Origin of the sequence: Maricaulis sp. D1M11 (assembly GCF_047308265.1) — a bacterium.
GTDB lineage: Bacteria > Pseudomonadota > Alphaproteobacteria > Caulobacterales > Maricaulaceae > Maricaulis.
Genome location: NZ_JBKQWY010000008.1, coordinates 120,365 through 142,037, shown reverse-complemented (window position 1 = coordinate 142,037; position 21,673 = coordinate 120,365). Strand labels below are relative to the sequence as shown.

Sequence of the window (21,673 nt, the reverse complement as noted above, 5' to 3'; positions counted from 1 at the left end):
GGGCGGTCGGGCTGCCCGCCCTTCACCGAGCAGGCCGCAAGATGACCGAACCAGGATCTCAAACCTTAGCTTCAAACCTCACGCATACGGGATTTGATCGAGCCCATCTCGACACGACTCTTGATGCCGTCATCCGCTGGCATGATGAAGGGTTCGGCGGGATTGCCCGCACACCCTGCCTGCACAGCGAGCCCCTAAGCCAGCTCACGGGGACCCAGATCCATGTGAAGCTGGAGAATTTGCAGCAGACCGGCTCGTTCAAGGAACGCGGTGCTTATGCCCGCATGCGCGCTTTGGGCGAGGACGTGAAAGCGCGCGGCGTCGTTGCGGCGTCGGCGGGCAATCATGCCCAGGGGGTCGCGTTGCACGGCCGACGACTGGGGGCGCAGACGCGGATTTTTATGCCGCTTGGCACGCCCACGATCAAGGTCAACCAGACCCGCGGACTGGGTGCCGACGTGGTGTTGGAGGGGGAAGATTTCGACGCGGCCAAACAGGCTGCCCTGGCCTTTGCCGACCAGTCAGGCGCAGTTTTTGTGCACCCGTTTGACGATCCGCATGTCTTGTGCGGGCAGGGCATGATTGCCCGCGAAATGCTAAGCATTGTGCCTGATCTCGACACGCTGGTAATCCCGGTGGGCGGTGGTGGACTGGCGTCGGGCATGGGGTTGATGGCGCGACGTATCAATCCCGATATCCGTCTGATCGGTGTCCAGGCAGACCTCTTCCCGTCCTTCCATAACCTCTATCACCAGCGTAAGGCTCCGGTGGGCGGCGTGACCCTGGCCGAAGGCATTGCCGTGCGCGAGCCAGGGACATTGACCCGCAGCCTGCTTGTGGACCTGCTCGACGAGATGCTGGTGGTGGATGAGGCTATGATTGAGCGGGCGCTCAATCTCTTTTTGACCCAGATGAGAGTGCTTGCGGAAGGGGCTGGCGCGGTCGGTCTCGCGGCCGTGCTGGCGCATCCAGACCTGTTTCGCGGCGGCAAGACCGGTCTGGTCCTGTGTGGGGGCAATATCGATACCCGATTGCTGTCTTCGCTGTTATTGCGCGATCTGGCGCGCTCTAACCGCCTGGCCCGGCTGCGCATCCAGTTGATCGATGTGCCCGGTCAGCTGTCCGGTGTGTCGCGCGTGATTTCAGAGGCCGGTGGCAATGTCACGGATGTGGCCTATCACAAGACCTTCTCGAACCTGCCGGCCAAGGTGACCAATATCGATATCTCGCTGGAGGCGCAGGACGCGGACCATATGGCAGCGATCATCACGGCTCTGCGCACAGCGGGGTTCACGGTGGAGCGGGCCGACTATTAATGGACCTCGCAGGTAATGGACCTCGCAGGGCCCAAAGCGCACGATACTAGTGGGTGCGCGTCCGGATCACGTGTGAGTTGAACGCGGCAAGGATGTGGTCACTCGTCGCCTGGATGATCAGGGTCTGGCCATCCGGATTGGCGCCGTGTTGCAGGAAGAGGCAATCATCCTGCGAGGCCGTGTCGGATTCCATGCGTTGGAGGAATTCGAAAAACTTGCGTTTGAACGCATAGATCTCCTCGGCGGACCCGAAATGGTGATGCTGACTGACCATGAACTCCCCCTCATAAACGCGCCGGTCGATCATCGTGCCGGCTGACAAACGCCCCGGATCGGATCCGGATAAATTGCTCAATGTGCTCCCACTCTGCCCTCAAACGCGTCGCCCCCGCGCCGGAGAGAAGCAGAAGGTTGCATCATGAGGACAGGCTAAACGGCGTGTCAATCAATCTTCCGGCCCAACCCGAAAGATTGGTATGTTGCGTTGCACAATGAGCACAAGCCGCCCAACGATAGAGCAAATACTCCACACTGACCGATTGGGGGCTGTGAATTTTCGCTGCAGTGCACGACGCGGTTTAACCAAGCGGTTAGGGGTTTAAGCCAATGTGAAAGCTACGATTCGTGCGGTGGGTTGGTTCGCCGCATGTACAAGGCTGGCCATTCAGATACGGGGTCCGAGCGATCTGAACGATGAGTATGATCTCGTCTCAAATAAATCGACGCCTCGACCGTGCGACCGAGATCAATCTGGGGCAGTTCCGCTTTATCGAGGTGCGCGAACAGGCCGGGTCTGATGCCTATCTCACGACGCCGGAACGCAAGAAAGTCTTCGACCTTTCCGCGGTTTGTCTGCTCGAGCGCATGAATGCCGATGATCTGCTGATGCGGGGGCCGGATGGTTTCCTGATTACATTTGCCGATCCGAATGAAACCAAGGCCGCCATTTTGACCGAGCGCCTGATCGGCATGCTCAACGAGTTTTACTCCGGCCACCAGGAAATGCACGGCCTGGATATCGAGGCAGAGGCGCGTGTGCTGACACGGTCTTCGCTGGGCGAATTGCTGACCTCCAGTTTGAAACTGGAAACCCTCAAGCGTGGTCGTCGGCGCGTCCAGTTGAAAACCCGGTTCGACGGTATCGATGCGGCGCAACGCTTCTGGGAGTATATTCCCGTCTGGGACAGCCGGAACAGTGTGTGTTTGAGCAGCGAGGCGGTTGCGCGGGCCAGCCTGAATACCGGTGAGTTTTTCCGCCGTGAAGTCCTGCTCGGCGAGAACACCGCACTCGATCACCAGGATCTCGACCTGCAGGCCATCCGCACTGTGGTGGATGATGTGGCCAAGTCGGATCTGTGTGGCACATCCAGCCGGGTGTATCTGGCGCTTCATCTTGATGGTCTGTCCCACAAGACATGTAACGCGGCCTATATGGAGGCCCTGCGTGATATTCCCGCCGAAGTGAAACCCAATCTGCGTCTGTGCGTGGAAGGTGTCGGCCCGGTGACCCAGGCCAGTCGGATCATGGACGCGCTGGCGCCGATCCAGCGCATGGAATTTCGCGTGGGTGTGATGTTGCCCATCCTGTTTGATCTTCGCCAGTTGCGCGCATTTCGCGATGCGGATCTGACCTTTATGGGCGTGCAATGGCCCAGCCAGGGGCAGGGCCTGCAATTCGGCTTGCTCAATGAGCTGATCCGTGAGGCGGCGCTGATCGAGGTGCCGGTCCATATGTTCGGTGTGGCAGACGCCCATGTCTTCTCACGGGCAGTGCAATACGGCGCCCGCTTGTTGTCGGGCCCCGCTGTGGGGGATCCGGCCCGGGTGCCGGTGCGTCGCGAGGAGCTGGCCTACAAGGCGATTCTCGACCGAGCCGAGGAAATGTCCCTGACGCTGGACCAGGAGTCGGAGGACTATATGGACTTCGATGACCCACTCGCCCAACCGGGTCTGCGCGGTACCGGTTAGCCGCGACGACCCAAAAGCGTCCCAAACCCACCTTGGAGCGAACTTATTGCTGCCAAGATGAAATCCTTTCCCTATGGTGCGCAACAGGGACAGGGAGGCGCATATGGGAAATCTGTGGCAACGGATGGTGCTGGCCGGTGTGGTCAGTGTTCTGGCGGCATGCGGGAATGGTGGCGGTTCGGAAGAGGTCCAGGAGGCCGGACCCGAATTTGTCGCCCGACCGGCAGATGCGCCGCGCGCTGTCTCGGCTCAGCCACCTGATTTCCTGTTCACGCGTTATCGTGTCGATGTGGAAGGCGATGCCCCGCGTATCTGTCTGGGCTTCACTGAGCCCCTGGACCCCGATGCGGATTATTCGCCGTATGTGGCGCTGGAAGACAGCGAGGCGTTCGCGTTCTCTGTGACCGGCCAGTTCCTGTGCATGGGCGGAATGGGGTTTGGCGAAAGCCAGCAGGTGACGTTGCGGTCGGGATTGCCCTCTGCCGACGGATCGGCACTGGAGAGCGATGAGACGATCGAGATCGAGTTTGGTGATCGCCCGGCCTATGTCGGTCTGGCGGGTGATGGCGTTATCCTGCCGCGCCGCGATGCCGATGGTCTGGCCGTCGAGACGGTCAATGTCGAAACGGTCCACCTCAATCTCTGGCGGATCAATGATCGCGCCCTTGTGTTCCGCAATATCACGCAGGGATATTCCGCCGGAGAGGGTGAGTATTACTGGCTCGACAGTGATCAGCGTCCCTTTGATGTCGCCGAGGAAATCTGGTCCGGTGAGATGGATACGGCTGGCCCGGCGAACACGGCGGTCACGACCGTCTTTCCCATAGCCCAAGCGATCGGAACGCTTGAGCCCGGTGCTTATTTTGTCCAGGTGCGTGATGCGGCGGAAGCCGTGGAGGGGTATCGCCAACCGGCCCGGGCCGGACGCTGGCTGATCATTACGGATCTCGCTTTCACCGCCTATCGGGGGGATGACGGGCTCGATTTCACCGTGCGTTCGCTGCAGACGGCCCAGCCCATGTCCGACATCCGGGTCCAGCTCGTGGCGGCCAGCAATGAAGTGCTCGAAGAGGTCGCGACCAATGAAGACGGTCTGGGCCGGTTCAGTGCCCCCCTTCTGGCCGGGACCGGCGGCATGCGCCCGCGCATGCTCATGGCTTATGGGCCGGACAATGATTTCGCGCTTCTCGACCTCAATCGCTCGCCCGTGGACCTGTCCAGCGAGAATGTGGGCGGGCGCCAGCGCCCGGAAGGGGGCGACGGCTATTTTTATCTGGATCGCGATATCTTCCGCCCGGGCGAAACCGTCCAGATGAGTTTGATGCTGCGTGACAGTGAAGGGTTTGCCATCACGGACCGGGCCGGTTCTGTGTCCGTTTACGGGCCCAACGGGATTGAGGCCGCACGCTATCGGTTCAATGCGGCGCTCAATGCGGGCACGGTGCACTGGGACTTCCCGGTCTCGCGCACGGCCGCGCGCGGACAATGGCGCATGGTGGCGGAACTCGATGGTTACGGGAGTGTCGCCTCCACCCGCTACACGGTAGAAGATTTCGTGCCTCAACGCATCGAGGTCGAGCTGGACACCGATACACAAGCCCCGATCAATCTGGGCGAAGTGCGTGAGATCCGCTCGGATGTGCGTTTCCTCTATGGCGCGCCCGGGGCCGGTCTGACGGTGGAAGGACGGTTTCGGGTCCAGCGTGATCCCTCGCCCTTCGATGACTATGCCGGTTTCAGCTTCGGCCGTCATGATGAAGAATTCCGCGAGATTGCCCGCGAGCTTCCCGACACGATTGCCGACGGCGCGGGCCGCGCGAACCTGATGCTCGATATCGGCGATATCGGCCGCGACAGCTCCTTGCCCTTGCGTGTGCGGGCCGTTGTCTCGGCCATTGAGCCGGGTGGGCGGGCCGTCTCGGATGATGTGCGCGTCCCCTATCGACCGCGTCCGGTCTATCTGGGCCTGGATCGAGAGCGCTTTGAAAGCGAACAGCGCGAGCGCGGTGCCGCGTTTGATATCGTCGCCGTGGACGCGCTCGGCCAGTCCCGCCCGCTGGAGGTGACCTGGCGACTTGTCCGTATTGACTGGCATTATGACTGGTACCGGGCCAATGGCGGGCGCTGGACCTGGCGTCGGACGCGTCAGGTGGTGCCGATCCAGGATGGGATTCTCCGTCTGGATGGCCAACAGCTGGGCCAGTTGCGGTTTGAGGAAATGGATTGGGGCTCTTACGAGCTCTATGTCGAGGACGCCGAGTTTGGCGCCCAGGCCTCCATGCGCTTCTGGGCCGGATATGGCGGCCGGGGTATTGCTGACGGAGATGCACCGGACCGTGTGCAGGTCGCCGGACCGGAGGAGAATGTCGCGATCGGTGATGAAGCGGTCGTGACTGTCATTCCGCCCTTTGCCGGCGAGGCTCAACTCGTCGTGGCGACCGACCGGGTGATCGAGACCCGGACCGTCAGCCTGCCCGAAGAGGGGGCGGAGATCCGTTTTGATGTGACCGAGGCTTGGGGTTCGGGCGCTTATGTGATGGTCAGCGTGTTCACTCCGCGCGATCCGGTGGATGAACCGCGGCCCCGCCGTGCTGTGGGGGTCGGTTATCTGCCGGTCGACATGGCATCTCGTACGCTGGACTTCACGCTGGATGTGCCTGATCGCATCTTGCCGCGCCAGACCCTGACCATCCCGGTCGAAATGTCCGGTCCGGTCGAGGAGGGGGCCTATATCTCTGTGGCTGCGGTGGATGAAGGTATTTTAGCCCTGACCCGTTTTGCCTCGCCCGACCCGCATGGCTGGTATTTCTCCAAGGCCGCGCTGGGTGTGCAATTGCATGATGATTACGACCGTTTGCTCGACCCCAATCAGGGGGCGGCCGCGGCCATTCGTTCCGGTGGCGACCAGATCGGCGGGGCCGGGCTGAGCGTGGTGCCGACCCAATCCGTCGTCCTGTTCTCTGGCCCGGTGCAGGTGGATGAAGATGGCACGGCGATGGTTGTGTTGGATATTCCCGATTTCAATGGACAATTGCGCTTGATGGCTGTGGCCTGGTCGCAGACCGGGCTCGGACAGCTTGCCCGTCCGCTGACCGTGCGCGATGATGTGCCGGCCGAGATCATTTTCCCCCGCTTTCTCGCCCCCGGCGATCAGGCGGATGCTACGCTGACCATTGATAATGTCGATGGAGCGGCCGGGCGTTACACCGCGCGTATCACCGGCACGGGGGCTGTGTCCGTGGATGAGACCCTGGCGGCCCGCTATAATGCAGACCAGCGCCGTGAAAGCCCGGTCGCCCTGGCCGGGACGGGAAGCGGGTTGGCCGAGGTCACGCTGGATGTCAGCGGGCCGGACGGTTTTGCGGTGGAGCGCAGCTATCCGATCGAGGTGCGTTCGGGCTTCCTGCCGCTCTCGGTCATTGAGCGGGCGAGACTGGAACCGGGAGCGGAATGGACCCCGGCGCCGGATGTGCTGGCCTCGTTTGTTTCAGGATCGGAAAGTCTGACGGTGAGCTTCGCCGCGACCCCGCTCGATCACACGGCGTTGCTCGAGTCACTCCTGCGCTATCCATACGGCTGTAGTGAGCAGATCACGTCACGGGCTATGCCCCTGCTTTATGCCGGACAGATGGCCGGGTTGGAGAACCAGTCCTTTGATCCGCGTCACCGGGTGATCATCCAGGACGCGGTGGAAACCCTGCTGAACCGGCAATCCGCAGACGGGACGTTCGGGCTCTGGCGCGTGGGGGATCGTTATGCCTCACCCTGGCTGGGCGCTTACATCACTGATTTCCTGGCGCGTGCGAAGGGTGCTGGGTTTGCCGTGCCGGATGCCGCTCTGGACCAGGCGCTTGATGCCATGGTCTTTGTCGGTGAGCAGGAATTCTGGCGTGTGCGCGGCTATGACAGCACGGTGTCGCGCTGGTCGGGGTCAACGGACACCGATCAGAGACTGCATGACCGGGCGGCGTCCTATGCGCTGTATGTGCTGGCCCGTGAGGGTCGGGCTGACCGCTCGCGCCTGCGTTACATGCATGACGAGCGTCTGGACCGGATCGACAGCCCGTTGGCGCGCGCCCATATCGCCACTGCCCTGGCGCTGATCGGCGACCGCGCACGTTCGCGCAATGCGCTGGGGGCGGCGGAGAACCGTCTGGGATACAATAATCGCGGCGACTGGTATCAGACACCGCGCCGCGACCGGGCTGGTTTCATGGCCCTGGCGGTTGAAGCAGGGGATTTCGAACGGGTTGACCGCCTGATCGATGACCTTGTTGCGGATCTGCCGGATCCCAATCGCATGACCACCCAGGAAAAGGCCTTTCTTCTGCTGGCCGCCCGGGCCCTGATGGGCGAGGGCGAGACGATTTCGTTGGAGGTCGAGGGGAATGTTGCAGCCAGCGAGGCCAATCTACACGGTGCAGTCTATGATGTGGCACCCTCGGTCCTTGCTGAGGGGGTTCAGTTTGCCAATGCAGGTCAGACCTCCTTGTGGGTCACACAGGTCGCGCATGGCGAACCGGCCAGCCCGCCGGGCGCCTCCGCCGAGGGTGTTGTGGTGGCCAAACAAGTGCTCAACATGGACGGCTCAGCGGCCGATCTCGACCGGGTGACCCAGAGTGATCGATTGATCATTGAAGTCGTGATCGATCCGCAGGAGCGCCGCACCATCCCGGCAATCATGGTCGACATGTTGCCCGCCGGTTTCGAAATTGAAGCCGCCGTGGAACCGCATGAAGCGCGCCGGACCGGTGTCTACAGCTTCCTGGGCGAGGTTGACCGGGCGCGCACCACAGAGATCCGGGATGACCGGTTCGTGGCGGCTATTCATCTGCGCAATGGCGAGCCCGTGCGGCTGGCCTATATCGTGCGTGCGGTCACACCGGGCGAGTTCGCGCTCCCTGGCGCGGTCGTCGAGGATATGTATGCGCCGGATACGTTCGGTCGCAGCGCCAGCGATACGGTCTCGATCCGGGCGGGCAATTGATCCTGGCAGCAGGGCTCAAGACGGGTTTCAACGCGGTCCGGGATCGTTTGTGGTTCCGGATTGCGGTCGGGCTGTGTGTGCTGCTCTGCCTGATTGTAGTGCTGGACCGGTGTTTCCCGCCTCCGCTGGACCAGGTCCAGACCGGACAGGTGGTGCGGGACCGGTTCGGACGTGTGCTGCGCGCCTATCCTGTGGAGGATGGGCGCTGGCGGCTGGCGGCCAATCTGGATGAGATCGACCCCCATTTCGTGGACGCCCTGCTGGCCTATGAGGATCAGCGTTTCTACACGCATTGGGGTGTGGATCTGCCGGCGATTGTCCGTGCCAGCCGGGATGCGGTACAGGCCGGTCGCGTGGTCTCCGGTGCATCCACAATCACCATGCAGACTGCGCGCCTTCTCGAGCCTCGACCCCGCAATCTCGGCTCCAAACTGGTGGAGATGATCCGGGCGGTGCAATTGGAAACCCGGCTCAGCAAGCGTGAAATTCTGGAGCTCTACCTGACCCTGGCCCCCTATGGCGGCAATCTGGAGGGGGTAAGAGCGGCCAGCTGGGCCTATTTCGGGCGTGAGCCCGACGAACTCACACTTGAACAAACGGCCATGCTGATTGCCCTGCCGCAATCGCCCGAAGCGCGGCGTCCCGATCTGCGGCCGGAAACGGCGATCCTCGCACGGGGCCGTGTGCTGGATCGATTGGCGATTGCGGGGCTGGCTTCGACCCGGGCGGCCCGCGATGCGTCGCTTGACCCGGCCCCGATCCGTCGTGATTTTCCCGATCAGGCCTGGCAGGCTGCGGACAGCTGGCGCGCCCGGTTTTCACATGTCAGCGAGATTCGTTCCAGCCTGGATGGTGAGCTGCAACAGGCGCTCGAGACCCTGCTGGCCGCGGAGACACCGCCTAACGCGCCCGATGTCCAGCTCTCCTTGATTGTCGTGGACACGCGGACCATGGCGGTCCGGGCCCTTGTCGGTGCGGCAGATCGCTCACGCGCCGGAGGCTGGCTGGATCTGACCCATCGTGCCCGCTCGCCCGGCTCCACGCTCAAACCCTTCATCTATGCCATGGCCTTTGATGACGGGCTGGCATCCGGACAGACCCGGATTGCGGATCTGCCCACGCGGTTTGCCGGCTATCGACCCGATAATTTCGATCGTCGTTTTCGCGGTGATGTTACGATTGCCGAGGCCCTGCAGCACTCACTGAATGTGCCGGCGGTGTCGGCGCTCGACCAGGTCGGGGCTCGCCGTTTCAATGCGGCACTGGGTTTTGCCGGTGCCTTGCCTGAACGTCGCCAGGGCGCCGGCGAGGATAGTGGGCTGGCGGTGGCTCTGGGCGGGGCGGGACTGACCTCGCGACAACTGGCTGTGCTTTATGCCGCACTGGATAATGAGGGCGTGGCGCGGCCGCTGCGCTGGCGGGACGAAGATCCTGTAACCGAGCAAGGATACGGGCTGGTGACCGCGGAAAGTGCGACGGAGATCCTCGACATTCTGCGCCGGGCTCCTCATCCGGGAGGGCGGGCCCCGGCCCATCTGACCCGGTCTGCCCCGCAGATCGCCTTCAAGACGGGCACATCCTACGGATTTCGCGATGCCTGGGCGGCCGGGGTGAGCGGAGGTTTTGCTGTCATTGTCTGGTCGGGGCGGGCGGATGGCGTGCCCAGACCGGGCGTGACAGGACGCGAGGGGGCCTTGCCGGTCCTGTTCCGGGTCTTCGATCAGATCTCGGCGATCATGCCGGACTATGCGCCCGAACGTGATCGCGAGGAGGTGGACAGTTTCACACCCCAGACCCTGGCCCGTTTCGAGCGCGAGACCGCGCCTCATATCCTTTTTCCGCCGCATGACAGCGAGGTGTGGATGGGCGAAACTGGACATACCTTCATTCTGGCCGCTCGTGCCGACGGGGATGTGCGCTGGTTCGCTGACGGAGACCCGCTGGATCTGGACCTGGCCGGTGACGCCCTTTGGCAGCCGCCTGGACCGGGTTTCTATGAAATACGGGTCGTGGACAGCCGGGGCCGGGAGAGCCTGTCCCGAGTGCGGGTGTTGATGCCGGGTTAGCTGTCTGTCCAGCCTGTCACGCGGTGCACGCGAACGTGAGAAGACTGTGTAGGCCTGGCCTGTCTAACCTGCAGACATGCGATATGTGAGCCCGACAGTCCTGTTCCTGATCGCGTGGATGATGATCGCCCCGTCCCACGCTGTGCCGGACCGTGTCCTGGGCCAGACTTCCCGCCATTCCGAAACCCTGGTCGCACAGATGGGGTATGGGCTGTACGCGCTGCAGCTGACGGATCGTCATGGTCGCCTGTGCCAGGCGCGCGGGTTTTTTCGGGGCGCTCCGCCCCAGGCCGCGCAGTTTTGTACGGGTCGGGTGACCGAACATTATCTGCGTCGTGCATCGCGGCTGTCCGTGCTTCTCGAAGGTGATGTGGCGGACCGGCTGGGCGCGTGTGTCGATGCAGACGGCCGTGTGACAATGCTTTATGTCGCAGCCGGTGAGGACCGGGGCCATTTGTCCAATGACGTGACCTGTCCTGTGGACCTGGAGTGGGGCATCTGCCCGAGCGGATGGGAGGTGCAGGGTGTTCAGCTGTATTTCAATCATCGCCGGACCTGGTGGCGTCATGCCCGGTTGATCGGTGCTCGCCCGCTGTGCGCTATTCCGATGTGATCCTCCTTACCCCGGTCCGGACTTGCCCTTTTGTTCGTCAACCGCAAGTCTGAGGAAAACGGGGAGATCCACACCATGTTCACCATCCAAACGCTGATGGCCGCCGCGTCCGGCCTGGTCCTGACCTCTGCGGTGCAGGCTCAACAGCCCGACTGGGCGCTGATCGTACACGGCGGCGCAGGTATTATCGAACGCGACCGCATGACGGACGAAACCGAAACGGCTTATCGGGCAGCCCTCATGGCGGCGCTGGAACGCGGTGAGGCTGTTCTGGCGTCGGGTGGGTCTTCCTTAGATGCGATCGAGGCCGTGATCCACGGCATGGAGGATGATCCGTTGTTCAATGCCGGGCGCGGGGCTGTCTTCACGGCGGCCGGGCGGAATGAACTCGACGCCTCGATCATGGATGGTGCCACGCTGAATGCGGGGGCTGTGGCGGGTGTGACACAGGTCCGGCATCCGATCAGCCTGGCCCGCGCCGTGATGGAAGAAAGCCGGCATGTGATGCTGCAGGGAGAGGGCGCTGAGACATTCGCGACAGAGACCGGTCAGGAACGTGTTGATCCGGCCTGGTTTTTCACAGAGCGGCGCTGGGCCTCGCTGGAGCGCAGCCTGACCGCACAGGGCCTGCCCCTTCCGCCGCGCCCTGAAGGGGCTCCCGAGCCCGCACCGGTAGAGCATGGTTTGCTGGACCAGGACGCCCGCGAACACCGGTTTGGTACGGTGGGTGTGGTCGCGCTTGATCAGGCCGGAAACATCGCAGCGGGCACATCAACCGGAGGCACGACCGCCAAGCAGTGGGGGCGGGTCGGTGACAGTCCGATCATCGGCGCGGGAACCTATGCGTCGAATGAGAGTTGCGGCGTTTCTGCGACCGGGACCGGGGAGTTTTTCATCCGTCTGACAGTGGCCTCTCGCATTTGCGCCTATGTCGAGTTTCAGGAGATGAACCTTCAGGAGGCCGCCGACCGTGTCATTCTTGAAGAACTGACCGAGTTGGAGGGGGATGGCGGAATTGTTGCGCTCACTCCTGCGGGAGATCTGGCCTGGAGTTTCAACACGCCGGGCATGTATCGCGCAAAATGGGTAGCGGGCGAGGCCCCGGTCGTCTCGATCTTTGGAGATGAGGACTAGGGTGCACCCGAACGCGGGAGCACCGAGCGGGCGAGGGCCTGTTCGGTCTCCCGTGCGATGGGGCGTCAGAGGATCGAGGACTCGCCGCGTGAGAAATAGGCATTGTCCGCCTTCATCTGCGCGATGATGTGGTCATAGGTGGCCCGGATCCGGGCGCTGCGGCGCACGGTTTCATGGGCGACCACCCATAAATCCATCGAGGAATTGAACTCCGGCAGGATACGGATCAGATTTTCGCACTGGCGGGCGAGGCGATGCGAGGTCACCCCCACGCCATAGCCTGCGGACAAACCGCTGACATGACTGGCCGGACTATTCGCCTTGAACGCCGTATGGCGTGGCAGAACCGGAGAGCCCTCTGCGGTGGAGGGCCAACCAAAGAAATCATTCATGCTCCAGGCGACGGCATCATGATCGGCCAGGTCTTCGACCTTTGCCGGCTCGCCGGCCCGTTCGATGTAGTCGCGCGAGGCATACAAACCCGCGCCCACTGTGGCACCCCGACGGCCCACTAGGCTTTGCTGGGTTCCGGGACCATTCCAGCGCAGCGCGATATCAGCCTCGCGGTCAACCAGATTCGCCGGGTGATTCTTGATGGCGATCTCAACACCGATATTCGGATTAGCGCGCTGGAAGGTCACGAGTGCGCGCGGGAGCCAGTCGGCGCCCAGGCCTTCACTGGCCGACACGACGACCAGGCCGGACAGGCTTTGATCATGCGCAACGGCAGCGCGTTGAATAGCCGAGGCTTCATCGCGCATGCGCTTGGCATGACTGATGATTTTCTCGCCCAGAGGGGTCAGTCGAGACTGACCATGCTCGCGGTCGAAAATCGGTTCACCCAGCCGGGTTTCCAGCGATTGAAGGCGGCGCGTCACCGTCGGCTGGCTGACGCCCAGCTCGTTCGCGGCGGCGGTCAGGCTGCCCGCTTCGGCAACGGCCAGACAGACCAAGTAATCAGACCAATCATCCATGCATTTTTGTATAAACCGCCAGACAGAATCGTCAATTCCATTGACCGGCAAGTTCGGTATATATGAACGCTACACATAAAGTGTACACTGTTCACCGAAGGGTTTTACCATGCTTCGTCTGTCTCTGGCGGCTCTTGCAGTCGCAGCCGGCCTGTCCGGTGTGTCCCATGCCCAGTCCTGCGAATCCGATCCGGAATTTGCGGCTCACCGCACCGCCAACGGCTCCATCCGCGCGCAGTACAACGCTGTTTCGCGGGGCGAGTGGCCGGAAGCCATCCATTTTGGCAATGAAATCGCCAATTCCGGTCAGCAGAAAATGCACCGGGCCGCTGCCCTGAACAATCTGTGTTACGCCTACGCGGCCACGGCGCGTTTCGATGAGGCCGTTGAAGCCTGCACCTCCTCCCTGGAGCTGCGCGAAAACAACTGGCGCGCGCTCAATAATCGCGGTGCCGCACACTGGCTTGCCGGTGACCGCGCCGCTGCGGCCGCTGATTTTGCCGCTGCCCAGGCAGAAGCCCCGCGTGAAGACGAAGTTGAGGCGAACGCTGCGCTCATCGCCTGCGCCAGCTAAGCCGGACATCTGTCCTGAAAAAGCCGGTCCCGTCGGGGCCGGCTTTTTTGTGTCCGCTCCTTGTCATTCTGGCATTGCATCCCGGCTCAAAGCGAAATAGTTACATATGTAACTAGTTGGGAAGGAGATGCTCATGTCGAACCGCAAATGGATCTACGCCTCTCGTATCGAGGGGCAGGCTTCGCGTCAGGCCCATGCCGATTTTCCGCCGGGGACCTATGAGCGGGAAATGTCGAAAGAGGGATTTTTCGGTCCCGCGGCCTTTCTGCATCACCAGTATCCGCCCACGGCGTGGACCCGGTTTGAAGGTCCGCTGCAGCCACGCGCCTTTGATCTGGCGAAACTGAGCCCAACGGACCTGACGCCCTGGTCGTCGCATAGTGTTCTGCACAATGCCGCCACTGATATCCGCATGTGGACGCTGAGCGCGAACATGCCGGCTCTGGCGCGCAATGGTGATGGGGACCAATTGCTCTTCATTCATGCGGGCAAGGGATCCCTGTTCTGTGATTTCGGTCATCTGGAGATCGAGGCCGGCGATTATGTCTACCTGCCACGTGGAACGATGTGGCGGATCAATCCGGCCGACCCGATGTCGATCCTGATGATCGAGGCGACCAACACCCATTTCACGCTGCCGGACAAGGGCCTTGTCGGTCCGCATGCCATTTTTGACCCGGCCCTGCTGGATGCTCCGAAAATGGACGAGGTTTTCCGGGCCCAGCAGTCAGACGAGAACCATGAGTGGCAGGTTCGGGTGAAGAAGCGCAAACAGGTGTCCACGATCACCTATCCGTTCAATCCGCTGGACGCGACCGGCTGGCATGGGGAATTGTCCCCGGTGCGCATCAATATCCGCCATATCCGGCCTCTGTTGTCAGATCGCTATCATCTGCCGCCCAGCGCCCATACGACTTTCCTGTCCGACCGCTTTGTGGTGTGCACTTTTGCACCTCGTCCGTTCGAGACGGATCCGGGAGCGCTGAAAATCCCCTTCTTCCACTCCAATGATGATTATGATGAAGTGCTCTTCTATCATGCCGGAGATTTCTTCAGCCGGGACAATATCGATGCCGGCATGATGACCTTCCACCCGGCCGGTTTCACACATGGCCCTCATCCCAAAGCCCTGAACAACATGCTTCAACAGACCAAGCGCGGCACAGATGAATATGCGGTGATGATCGACACTCGCGATCCGCTGGATGTGGGTGAGGGCGCCAGCTCGGTCGAAAATCCCGATTATGTGAAGAGCTGGGCGGCCTCGGTTCCGGAGACGCTGTGACATGATTTCGAGCGCTGGGCTGTCAGCTGATGCGTCCCTGTTTCCCGATGCCGTGGATGTCGCGTCGGCACGTGTCAGCCTGGTCAAGGTGAGCCGTGCGGACCTGGCGGGCGAGGCGTTTCTGGATGAACGCTGGGATCGAACGGGGCTCGCCCGTGATATCCGGCCGCTTTCGGCCCTGGCCCCGCGCGCGGATATGACCGGCTCGGGCCTGTTATTCATTTGGCACACGGCGTTTTGCTGCTCTACTTTGCTGGCGCGCTGTCTCGACAAGCCGGGCCAGAATCTGGCCCTGCGTGAACCGGCAGCGCTGATGGGGGTGGCCAGTCTTTACAGAACAGGACGGGCCAGTGAGGCGCGGTCTGCGCTGGCAGGGATCATCGGCCAGATGGCTGCGGGTCTGGGCCAGGATCCGTGTGTCACCATCAAGCCGACCAATACGGTCAACAATCTTTTGCCTGAATGTGCCGAACTGTTTGCGCAGAGCCGTCATGTGCTGCTGTCCTCCAGTCTCAAATCCTTCCTGATCTCCATTGCAAAAAAAGGGGAGGCAGGACGTGCCTTTGCCCGGCAGATGTTCACGGTGTTCGCGCTGGACGGGCATGCGATCGCGCGTACGGACCAGCGCCAGCTGATGCAGATGTCGGATCTTCAGATTGCGGCCCTCGTCTGGCACATGCAGATGGAAAACTTCCGGTCTGCGCTAAAGCGATTTGGACCAGAGCGTTTTGTCTGGCTGGACGGGGATGCGTTTGTGTCGAAACCTGCACAGGCACTGAGCGCGCTGGATGAGTGGGCCGGGCTGGGGCTGGGTGCCTCCCATGCCCGTGACACCGCGGACGGGTCTCTGCTGACGCGCAATGCCAAATCACCCGATGAGGCGTTCGGTGCCAGCACACGACAGTCACAGGCTGAGCAGATCGCCGCCCAGCTGGGACCGGAGCTTGATCAGATCGTCAACTGGAGCTGTGGTCTGTTTCCCGGATCGAATGCTGACGGACATTTGCCCGTGGCCCTGACATACTAGTTTTACGACCGGTCTGGTCCGCGCGGTCAGGCCCAATACATTCCCAATACATCAATGAGGAAAACCGATGAAACTCGCATCGCTCAAGAATGGCAGCCGTGATGGCCGTCTCGTTGTCGTTTCCAAGGATATTGCCTGGTATGCGGATGCCTCGCGCATCGCACCGACACTTCAGGCGGCTCTGGATGATTGGGCGCGTTGCGAACCGGAACTGCGCTCGCTCTATGACGAGCTGAACCGCGAGACCATACCGCGCGAGCGTTTCCACGAACATGACGCGCTGTCGCCTTTGCCGCGAGCGTTTCAGTGGGCGGATGGTTCGGCCTATGTCAATCACGTCGAACTGGTCCGCAAGGCCCGGAATGCGGAGATGCCTGAGACCTTCTGGACCGACCCGTTGATGTATCAAGGGGGATCGGATGCATTCCTCGCGCCGCGCCAGGATATCCCGCTGGGTGATGAGGCCTGGGGATGTGACATGGAAGGCGAGGTGGCCGTGATCACCGGGGATGCGCCAATGGGCTGTGATGAAGACGAGGCGGCCCAATCCATTCGCCTGTTGATGCTGGTCAATGATGTTTCCCTGCGCGGACTGATTCCCGCAGAGCTCGCCAAAGGCTTCGGCTTTTTCCAGTCGAAACCGCCCACCGCCTTCTCACCTGTAGCTGTTACCCCGGACGAGCTGGGCGATGCCTGGAGCGATGGCAAGGTACACCTGCCCTTGCTGGTCAATTACAATAATGAACCGTTCGGCAAGGCGGAGTGCGGGGTCGACATGACGTTCAACTTCCCGCAACTGGTCGCTCATCTGGCCAAGACCCGACCGGTCACAGCGGGCACGATTATCGGTTCTGGTACTATCTCGAACAAGCTGGACGGCGGACCGGGCAAGCCGATCACCGAAGGCGGCGTGGGGTATTCCTGTATTGCCGAGATCCGAATGATCGAGACCATTAACGAGGGCAAACCGTCCACCGCCTTCATGAAGGTCGGGGATAGTGTGAAGATCCAGATGAAAGATGCCGAGGGTCGCTCGATCTTTGGTGCGATTGAACAGACCGTCGTGAAATACGAGGGATAGGCCTGCGTGCTCCGGGACCGGTCTAGTGTGTCAGACCGGTCTCGGGTTTCAGGTGATAGCGTTCGCCGTCAAACCCCTCGAAGGTCTGGGTAACTTCGGGATGCCCGACCGGACCGTTCTCACCATCAGGCAGCAGATTGCCCTCAGAGACATAGGCGCCGTAATAGCTTTCTTCATTCTCCGCGAGGAGGTGATAGAAGGGCTGTTCCTTGGACGGACGAATGTCCTCGGGAATGGACTCATACCATTCCTCTGTATTGGCGAATTCCGGGTCCACATCCACCACAACCCCCCGAAAGGGGAACAGGCGGTGACGGACCACATCGCCGATACTGAATTTTGCCAAACGCATGATCATGCCGAATTCCCGGTTCTGTGTCGTTAGCATGCCCCCCAAGGAGACAGCCGTCCATGGCGCTCACTGCACTCCATGTGTGCAAATGTACCAGCTGCATGAGCCGTGAAAAGTTGCGTTAAGCTGCCTTGCTCCGTCTGTACGAAACAGTATCCTGCAGAATAACGACCATATTCAGGCCGATTCAGGCCGCTGTGCCATATAAGTAGGCCAGCGCCGACGGCAAGGGGATCATAATGGCGGACCGGAACTCCCGTGGCCCGACGGGTAGCGGATCCGCCGGACGGAAGCGCAAGCGTGGCAAACGCCCGCCGCAACCCGTCTACGGCGCGATCGACCTGGGCACAAATAACTGCCGCATGCTGCTCGCGCAGCGTACGCAGACCGGTTTTCACGTGGTGGATGCCTTCTCCCGGGTCGTGCGCCTGGGTGAGGGCCTGCATGCGAATGGGCGTTTGTCCGACGCAGCCATGGATCGCGCTGTCGAGGCGCTGAAAATCTGTCGGGACAAGATGGGGCGACGACAGGTCGCCAAGCATCGCTCGATCGCCACACAGGCCTGTCGCATGGCAGACAACGGCGAGGCCTTTCTGGAGCGTGTGCGCGAGGAAGCCGGCATCGAGTTCGAACTCATCACGCCGGAAGAAGAGGCGCGCCTGGCCGTGCATGGCTGTGTCGATTTGCTTGACCCGGACATGGATGCCGCTCTGGTCATTGATATTGGCGGCGGATCGACCGAATTGTCCTGGGTGGATCTGGCAGAATGGCGCAAGCGGGGTGGCCCGGACAGTGGCGGTCGTCCGCCGATGCGCTCCTGGATGTCCGCGCCGATCGGTGTGGTGACCCTCTCGGAACGCTTCCCCGAACGCGAGGATCGCCTGGCCTGGTATGACGAGATGAAGGCCTTCGCGCGTCGGCTGATCAAGACACCGCGCGGGGCCCGGGCCATGCGCCCGGTGTTTGCCGAGGGCCGTGCGCACCTTGTGGGCACATCCGGGACCGTCACCTCGATCGCTGGTGTACACCTGCAATTACCCCGATATGACCGTTCCCGGGTGGATGGTTTGTCGATGGGGCTGGACGAGGCTGAAGCGGCCTGTCGCCATTTGCGAAACATGGATGTCACCGGGCGTTCACGAGAGCCCACGATCGGCTCTGACAGGGCAGAGCTTGTGCTGGCGGGTTGCGCGATCTATGAGGCAGTGGCCGAGGCTTGGCCTGCGGCGCATTTGCGTGTTGGCGATCGGGGTTTGCGCGAAGGCCTGTTGCTCAACATGATGCGCAAGCCCAAACGTCGCCGTGGTCGTCGGGGCAAGAGCCAGACCCGGTCCAGCGACCCCCAGGCGAGCGCGTCGCGTGGCGAGACCGATGCATCCCAGACGCAGGCGCCCGCGCGGACCGACGCCGCGTCAGACGAATAGACAGCGATTGAGACGATGAGCGACGATAACGACAATAGCGGTGACGATACCGGTGAAGAGGGCGAAAAACGCTGGGGTGCAGGCGATGAACGCCGTCGCCGCCGGGGTGGTCCCGTCACCAAGGGCGGGGATGCCCGGGCCGCGAAACAGTTTCGTACGCGGGTGAAAACCGCACGCGGACGCAAGCTGTCCTCGACGCTCTGGCTGGATCGACAGCTCAATGACCCTTACGTGAAAAAGGCGCAGATGGAGGGATATAAATCCCGTGCGGCCTATAAACTCATCGAGCTGGACGAGCGGTTTGGTTTCCTCAAACCCGGTCAACGCGTGATCGATCTGGGTTCCGCACCGGGGGGCTGGGTCCAGGTGGCGCTCAAACGGGGGGCCAGCGAGGTTGTCGGGATCGACATCCTGGAAATGGACCCGATCGAAGGCGCGATCCTGCTGCAAAAGGATTTCACCGAAGATGATGCACCCGATCTGGTGAAAGCTCAGATGGGCGGGCCGGCGGATCTCGTAACCTCGGACCTGGCGCCGTGGACCACGGGACACCGAACTACGGACCACCTGCGGATTGTAGGCCTGGTCGAGATGGCCGCTGAATTTGCCTTCGATGTTCTCAAACCGGGTGGGCATTTCATCGCGAAAGTCTTCCAGGGCGGCGCCTCGACGGAATTGCTGGAACAGATGAAGGGCCGGTTCGAGAAGGTCCGCCACTTCAAACCGGACAGTTCGCGCTCAGGCAGTCCGGAGACCTTCCTGATTGCCATGGGTTTCAAGGGATAGAGAGATCGCCGTCATGAGCGCACGCATCGTCGAGATCAAGGCCGTTCATCCCGGCGACCCTGACCGTGTCTTCGCCGAAGCCATGCAGTTCGACGAGCTGAAATCCGCAATGAGCGGGCTGGCGACCTATGACGGCCTTCCCGATGGCGGTGTGGCGGAGGAAGGTCAGACCTATACCGTGGATGTCACGCTGTGGGGCTGGCTGAAGAATGGTGGACATGTGATGCATGTCGAGCGGCTCGACTGGGAGGCGCGTCTCATTCAGAGCCGCGAGCATAATGCCTCAGTGAAGCGCTGGGATCATTGCCTGACGGTCGAACCGCATGATCAGGGGGCGTTGTGGACGGACCGGATTGTCATTGATGCCGGCTGGCAGACACCGTTCACGGCGCGTTTTGCCCGTTATGTCTACACCTACCGCCATACGCACCGTTCTGCCTTGTCGATCGAGCAGAGTATTCGGCGCGCCTAGGGCTGGAGGATAATCGCCAGCGCCGGGTCGTGCTCGATCAGGCGACGTTGCGCCGCGCGCTCGCGTTCAATCCGGGCCTCAATCGCTTCCCAGCGTGGATCTTGTCGCACGGGCGCGTAGACCGGATTGAACCGCAATTGCCCCGGATTGCGCCAGCCCAGATCAATCGCTTCTGACAAGAGCGCGAAGGCCGCGTCCAGATCCCCGGCCTGGGCGTCCAGGGCCGCAAAGCTCAGCCGGATATCGGGCCAAGACTGGCCGTGTTGCCGGGCGTTCTGCAGGGCCGCACGCAGATCATCGCGCCGGTCGATGCCGTCGAGCATCATGGCCAGCGCGGCCTGGTCGATCTGGCGCACGCCGCTCAGCCCGGACATATGCTCGCGTGCGGCCTCCAGTCGTCCGGCCTGGGCCAGGGCGAGGCCTTCGAGATGGCGGATCCGGTCCAACTCGCGCAGAGCCTCGGGCAGGGTGGCGATGTGGGCCAGCGCGGCGGCCTCATCCCCGCGTGCCAACAGACCGCCCAGCCATTCGGCCTGCGTCACGCTATTGCTGGCGCCGGCCTCCAGCGCCCTTTGCCACCACATATCGGCTGCGGGATGATTGGCCAGGCTGAGCGAAGAAGCGATCTGCACGGGGGCATAGAGCGAGGGCGGGGCGCTGGCGAGCGCTTCGGCTTCAGCGGTCAGGCTTTCATGCAGGCGTCCACGCACGCGCAGCAGATAGGCGGCGCTGGAGCGGGCATTGGCGTCCTCCGGATCGAGCAAGACCGCTTGCTGATAGGCTGCGAGGGCTTCGTCGATCTGCCCCCGCGCATCCAGCGCATAGGCCAGGGCATGCCAGTTCGCGCCCTGTCCGGGATCGTCCTCGATGAGCGAACGCGCCAGCTGTTCGGCGCGCGATTGGTCGTCCGCGTGGGGGGAAAACTTGGTCAGGCGTGTTGTCAGGGCAAAGCTCAGCTGACGTTTCAGGGATGTGTGCTCGGGATAAGCCTCAAATGCGGTTTCGAGGATGTGTATGGCTTCGTCCGTGGCGGCAGGCTGGTGCAGGTCGAGCAATTGACGGGCCCGGTCAAGCGGCACAGCCAGCCCCATCTCCATCGCAGGCTCGGATGTCTGTTCCGTCGGAGCGGGGGGGGCATCCAGCGAAAACCAGCCGGAATTGAGCAGGACGAGACCGGGAATGATGATCGCGAGCAGGAGGGCGCCGAGGACGAAATCCTCCTTGCGGAATGTCGTTTTGGGCCGGGTCCAGGGTGCCGCTGGCGCGACCATCAGCGCATAGCCCTTATGGCGCACGGTGCGGATATAGCGCGGATGTTTGGCCGTCTCGCCCAGCGCCTTGCGCACCATGGCGATGCGTTGGCTGAGCGTGTCCTCGCTCACATGGGATTGCTGCCAGACTGTCTCTGCGAGCTGTTCCGGCGAGACCGGATCCGGGCAGGCCCGCGCCAGTACCATCAGCAGATCAAAGCTGAGACCGGTAATGTCCAGACTGTCATCCCCGCGGCTCACGCGGCGCGCCACCGGATCAACCTCCAGATCGCCGAGTTCGAACACGGTCGCTGTGATGTCGGTTTGAGGCTCGGTCATGGCCGGTTTCAGCTTTCTTCAACTC

Annotated in this window: 17 protein-coding genes; 13 read left to right on the top strand and 4 right to left on the bottom strand. The window is 62.1% G+C overall.

Translation table 11 applies throughout. The features are described 5' to 3' along the window. The first annotated feature begins 41 nt into the window (after window positions 1-41). Entirely contained in the window at window positions 42-1,316 is a 1,275-nt protein-coding gene (locus RMQ97_RS13180; protein WP_413661358.1) for a threonine ammonia-lyase, read from the top strand. Between the two features lie 46 nt (window positions 1,317-1,362). Here the strand turns inward: RMQ97_RS13180 and RMQ97_RS13175 are convergent, their stop codons facing one another. Beyond that, entirely contained in the window at window positions 1,363-1,671 is a 309-nt protein-coding gene (locus RMQ97_RS13175) for a hypothetical protein (RefSeq protein WP_413661357.1), read from the bottom strand. A gap of 338 nt (window positions 1,672-2,009) precedes the next feature. On the opposite strand from RMQ97_RS13175, the gene RMQ97_RS13170 reads away from it, so the two are divergent. The 5 genes from RMQ97_RS13170 (at window position 2,010) to RMQ97_RS13150 (ending at window position 12,084) form a co-directional block, all read left to right on the top strand. Beyond that, window positions 2,010-3,284 carry a hypothetical protein gene (locus tag RMQ97_RS13170; protein WP_413661356.1) on the top strand — a complete coding sequence of 425 codons (1,275 nt, stop codon included), beginning with the start codon at window positions 2,010-2,012 and terminating at the stop codon, window positions 3,282-3,284. A gap of 103 nt (window positions 3,285-3,387) precedes the next feature. Next, entirely contained in the window at window positions 3,388-8,271 is a 4,884-nt protein-coding gene (locus RMQ97_RS13165) for an alpha-2-macroglobulin family protein (protein ID WP_413661355.1), read from the top strand. After that, on the top strand, window positions 8,268-10,337 hold the full coding sequence (gene pbpC / locus RMQ97_RS13160) for a penicillin-binding protein 1C (RefSeq protein ID WP_413661354.1): 2,070 nt from the start codon (window positions 8,268-8,270) through the stop codon (window positions 10,335-10,337). The genes RMQ97_RS13165 and pbpC overlap by 4 nt, the downstream gene beginning before the upstream one ends. Before the next feature lie 76 nt (window positions 10,338-10,413). Continuing rightward, window positions 10,414-10,950: a hypothetical protein gene (locus RMQ97_RS13155; protein ID WP_413661353.1), complete on the top strand. Its 537-nt coding sequence runs from the start codon at window positions 10,414-10,416 to the stop codon at window positions 10,948-10,950. Between the two features lie 75 nt (window positions 10,951-11,025). After that, a complete protein-coding gene (locus RMQ97_RS13150; protein ID WP_413661352.1) occupies window positions 11,026-12,084 on the top strand; it encodes an isoaspartyl peptidase/L-asparaginase family protein in 1,059 nt (352 codons plus the stop codon). Window positions 12,085-12,149: 65 nt separating this feature from the next. On the opposite strand, the gene RMQ97_RS13145 is transcribed toward RMQ97_RS13150, so the two are convergent. Continuing rightward, a complete protein-coding gene (locus tag RMQ97_RS13145) occupies window positions 12,150-13,058 on the bottom strand; it encodes a LysR family transcriptional regulator (RefSeq protein ID WP_413661351.1) in 909 nt (302 codons plus the stop codon). 109 nt (window positions 13,059-13,167) lie between these two features. On the opposite strand from RMQ97_RS13145, the gene RMQ97_RS13140 reads away from it, so the two are divergent. The 4 genes from RMQ97_RS13140 (at window position 13,168) to RMQ97_RS13125 (ending at window position 17,025) form a co-directional block, all read left to right on the top strand. Beyond that, on the top strand, window positions 13,168-13,632 hold the full coding sequence (locus tag RMQ97_RS13140; protein WP_413661350.1) for a hypothetical protein: 465 nt from the start codon (window positions 13,168-13,170) through the stop codon (window positions 13,630-13,632). Window positions 13,633-13,765: 133 nt separating this feature from the next. After that, on the top strand, window positions 13,766-14,917 hold the full coding sequence (locus RMQ97_RS13135) for a homogentisate 1,2-dioxygenase (RefSeq protein ID WP_413661349.1): 1,152 nt from the start codon (window positions 13,766-13,768) through the stop codon (window positions 14,915-14,917). 1 nt (window position 14,918) lies between these two features. Beyond that, the gene (locus RMQ97_RS13130) at window positions 14,919-15,944 is read left to right on the top strand and encodes a hypothetical protein (protein WP_413661348.1); all 1,026 of its coding nucleotides are present in this window, start codon (window positions 14,919-14,921) and stop codon (window positions 15,942-15,944) included. 67 nt (window positions 15,945-16,011) lie between these two features. Next, entirely contained in the window at window positions 16,012-17,025 is a 1,014-nt protein-coding gene (locus tag RMQ97_RS13125; RefSeq protein ID WP_413661347.1) for a fumarylacetoacetate hydrolase family protein, read from the top strand. A gap of 22 nt (window positions 17,026-17,047) precedes the next feature. On the opposite strand, the gene hspQ is transcribed toward RMQ97_RS13125, so the two are convergent. Then, the gene (hspQ, locus tag RMQ97_RS13120) at window positions 17,048-17,383 is read right to left on the bottom strand and encodes a heat shock protein HspQ (RefSeq protein ID WP_413661346.1); all 336 of its coding nucleotides are present in this window, start codon (window positions 17,381-17,383) and stop codon (window positions 17,048-17,050) included. Between the two features lie 233 nt (window positions 17,384-17,616). Here hspQ and RMQ97_RS13115 point away from each other — a divergent pair, with 233 nt between their 5' ends. Genes RMQ97_RS13115 through RMQ97_RS13105 form a run of 3 tightly spaced genes read left to right on the top strand, consistent with a single transcriptional unit; the run spans window position 17,617 to window position 20,059 of the window. Further along, window positions 17,617-18,801 carry a Ppx/GppA phosphatase family protein gene (locus RMQ97_RS13115; protein ID WP_413661345.1) on the top strand — a complete coding sequence of 395 codons (1,185 nt, stop codon included), beginning with the start codon at window positions 17,617-17,619 and terminating at the stop codon, window positions 18,799-18,801. A 15-nt stretch (window positions 18,802-18,816) separates the two neighbouring features. Further along, window positions 18,817-19,587 (top strand): RlmE family RNA methyltransferase, encoded by a 771-nt coding sequence (locus tag RMQ97_RS13110; protein WP_413661344.1) that lies wholly within the window; start codon window positions 18,817-18,819, stop codon window positions 19,585-19,587. Between the two features lie 13 nt (window positions 19,588-19,600). Beyond that, window positions 19,601-20,059: a hypothetical protein gene (locus RMQ97_RS13105; protein ID WP_413661343.1), complete on the top strand. Its 459-nt coding sequence runs from the start codon at window positions 19,601-19,603 to the stop codon at window positions 20,057-20,059. On the opposite strand, the gene RMQ97_RS13100 is transcribed toward RMQ97_RS13105, so the two are convergent. Further along, complete coding sequence (locus tag RMQ97_RS13100) at window positions 20,056-21,648, bottom strand: winged helix-turn-helix domain-containing protein (RefSeq protein ID WP_413661342.1); 1,593 nt, start codon at window positions 21,646-21,648, stop codon at window positions 20,056-20,058. The two genes, RMQ97_RS13105 and RMQ97_RS13100, sit on opposite strands and share 4 nt — an antisense overlap. Window positions 21,649-21,673: the final 25 nt, after the last annotated feature.

Bases quoted from the DNA above. Each gene is read 5' to 3' on its own strand.
- RMQ97_RS13180 (WP_413661358.1), top strand. From the start codon at position 42: ATGACCGAACCAGGATCTCAAACCTTAGCTTCAAACCTCACGCATACG.
- RMQ97_RS13170 (WP_413661356.1), top strand. From the start codon at position 2,010: ATGAGTATGATCTCGTCTCAAATAAATCGACGCCTCGACCGTGCGACC.
- RMQ97_RS13165 (WP_413661355.1), top strand. From the start codon at position 3,388: ATGGGAAATCTGTGGCAACGGATGGTGCTGGCCGGTGTGGTCAGTGTT.
- RMQ97_RS13155 (WP_413661353.1), top strand. From the start codon at position 10,414: ATGCGATATGTGAGCCCGACAGTCCTGTTCCTGATCGCGTGGATGATG.
- RMQ97_RS13150 (WP_413661352.1), top strand. From the start codon at position 11,026: ATGTTCACCATCCAAACGCTGATGGCCGCCGCGTCCGGCCTGGTCCTG.
- RMQ97_RS13145 (WP_413661351.1), bottom strand. From the start codon at position 13,058: ATGGATGATTGGTCTGATTACTTGGTCTGTCTGGCCGTTGCCGAAGCG.
- RMQ97_RS13140 (WP_413661350.1), top strand. From the start codon at position 13,168: ATGCTTCGTCTGTCTCTGGCGGCTCTTGCAGTCGCAGCCGGCCTGTCC.
- RMQ97_RS13135 (WP_413661349.1), top strand. From the start codon at position 13,766: ATGTCGAACCGCAAATGGATCTACGCCTCTCGTATCGAGGGGCAGGCT.
- RMQ97_RS13130 (WP_413661348.1), top strand. From the start codon at position 14,919: ATGATTTCGAGCGCTGGGCTGTCAGCTGATGCGTCCCTGTTTCCCGAT.
- RMQ97_RS13125 (WP_413661347.1), top strand. From the start codon at position 16,012: ATGAAACTCGCATCGCTCAAGAATGGCAGCCGTGATGGCCGTCTCGTT.
- hspQ (WP_413661346.1), bottom strand. From the start codon at position 17,383: ATGATCATGCGTTTGGCAAAATTCAGTATCGGCGATGTGGTCCGTCAC.
- RMQ97_RS13115 (WP_413661345.1), top strand. From the start codon at position 17,617: ATGGCGGACCGGAACTCCCGTGGCCCGACGGGTAGCGGATCCGCCGGA.
- RMQ97_RS13110 (WP_413661344.1), top strand. From the start codon at position 18,817: ATGAGCGACGATAACGACAATAGCGGTGACGATACCGGTGAAGAGGGC.
- RMQ97_RS13105 (WP_413661343.1), top strand. From the start codon at position 19,601: ATGAGCGCACGCATCGTCGAGATCAAGGCCGTTCATCCCGGCGACCCT.
- RMQ97_RS13100 (WP_413661342.1), bottom strand. From the start codon at position 21,648: ATGACCGAGCCTCAAACCGACATCACAGCGACCGTGTTCGAACTCGGC.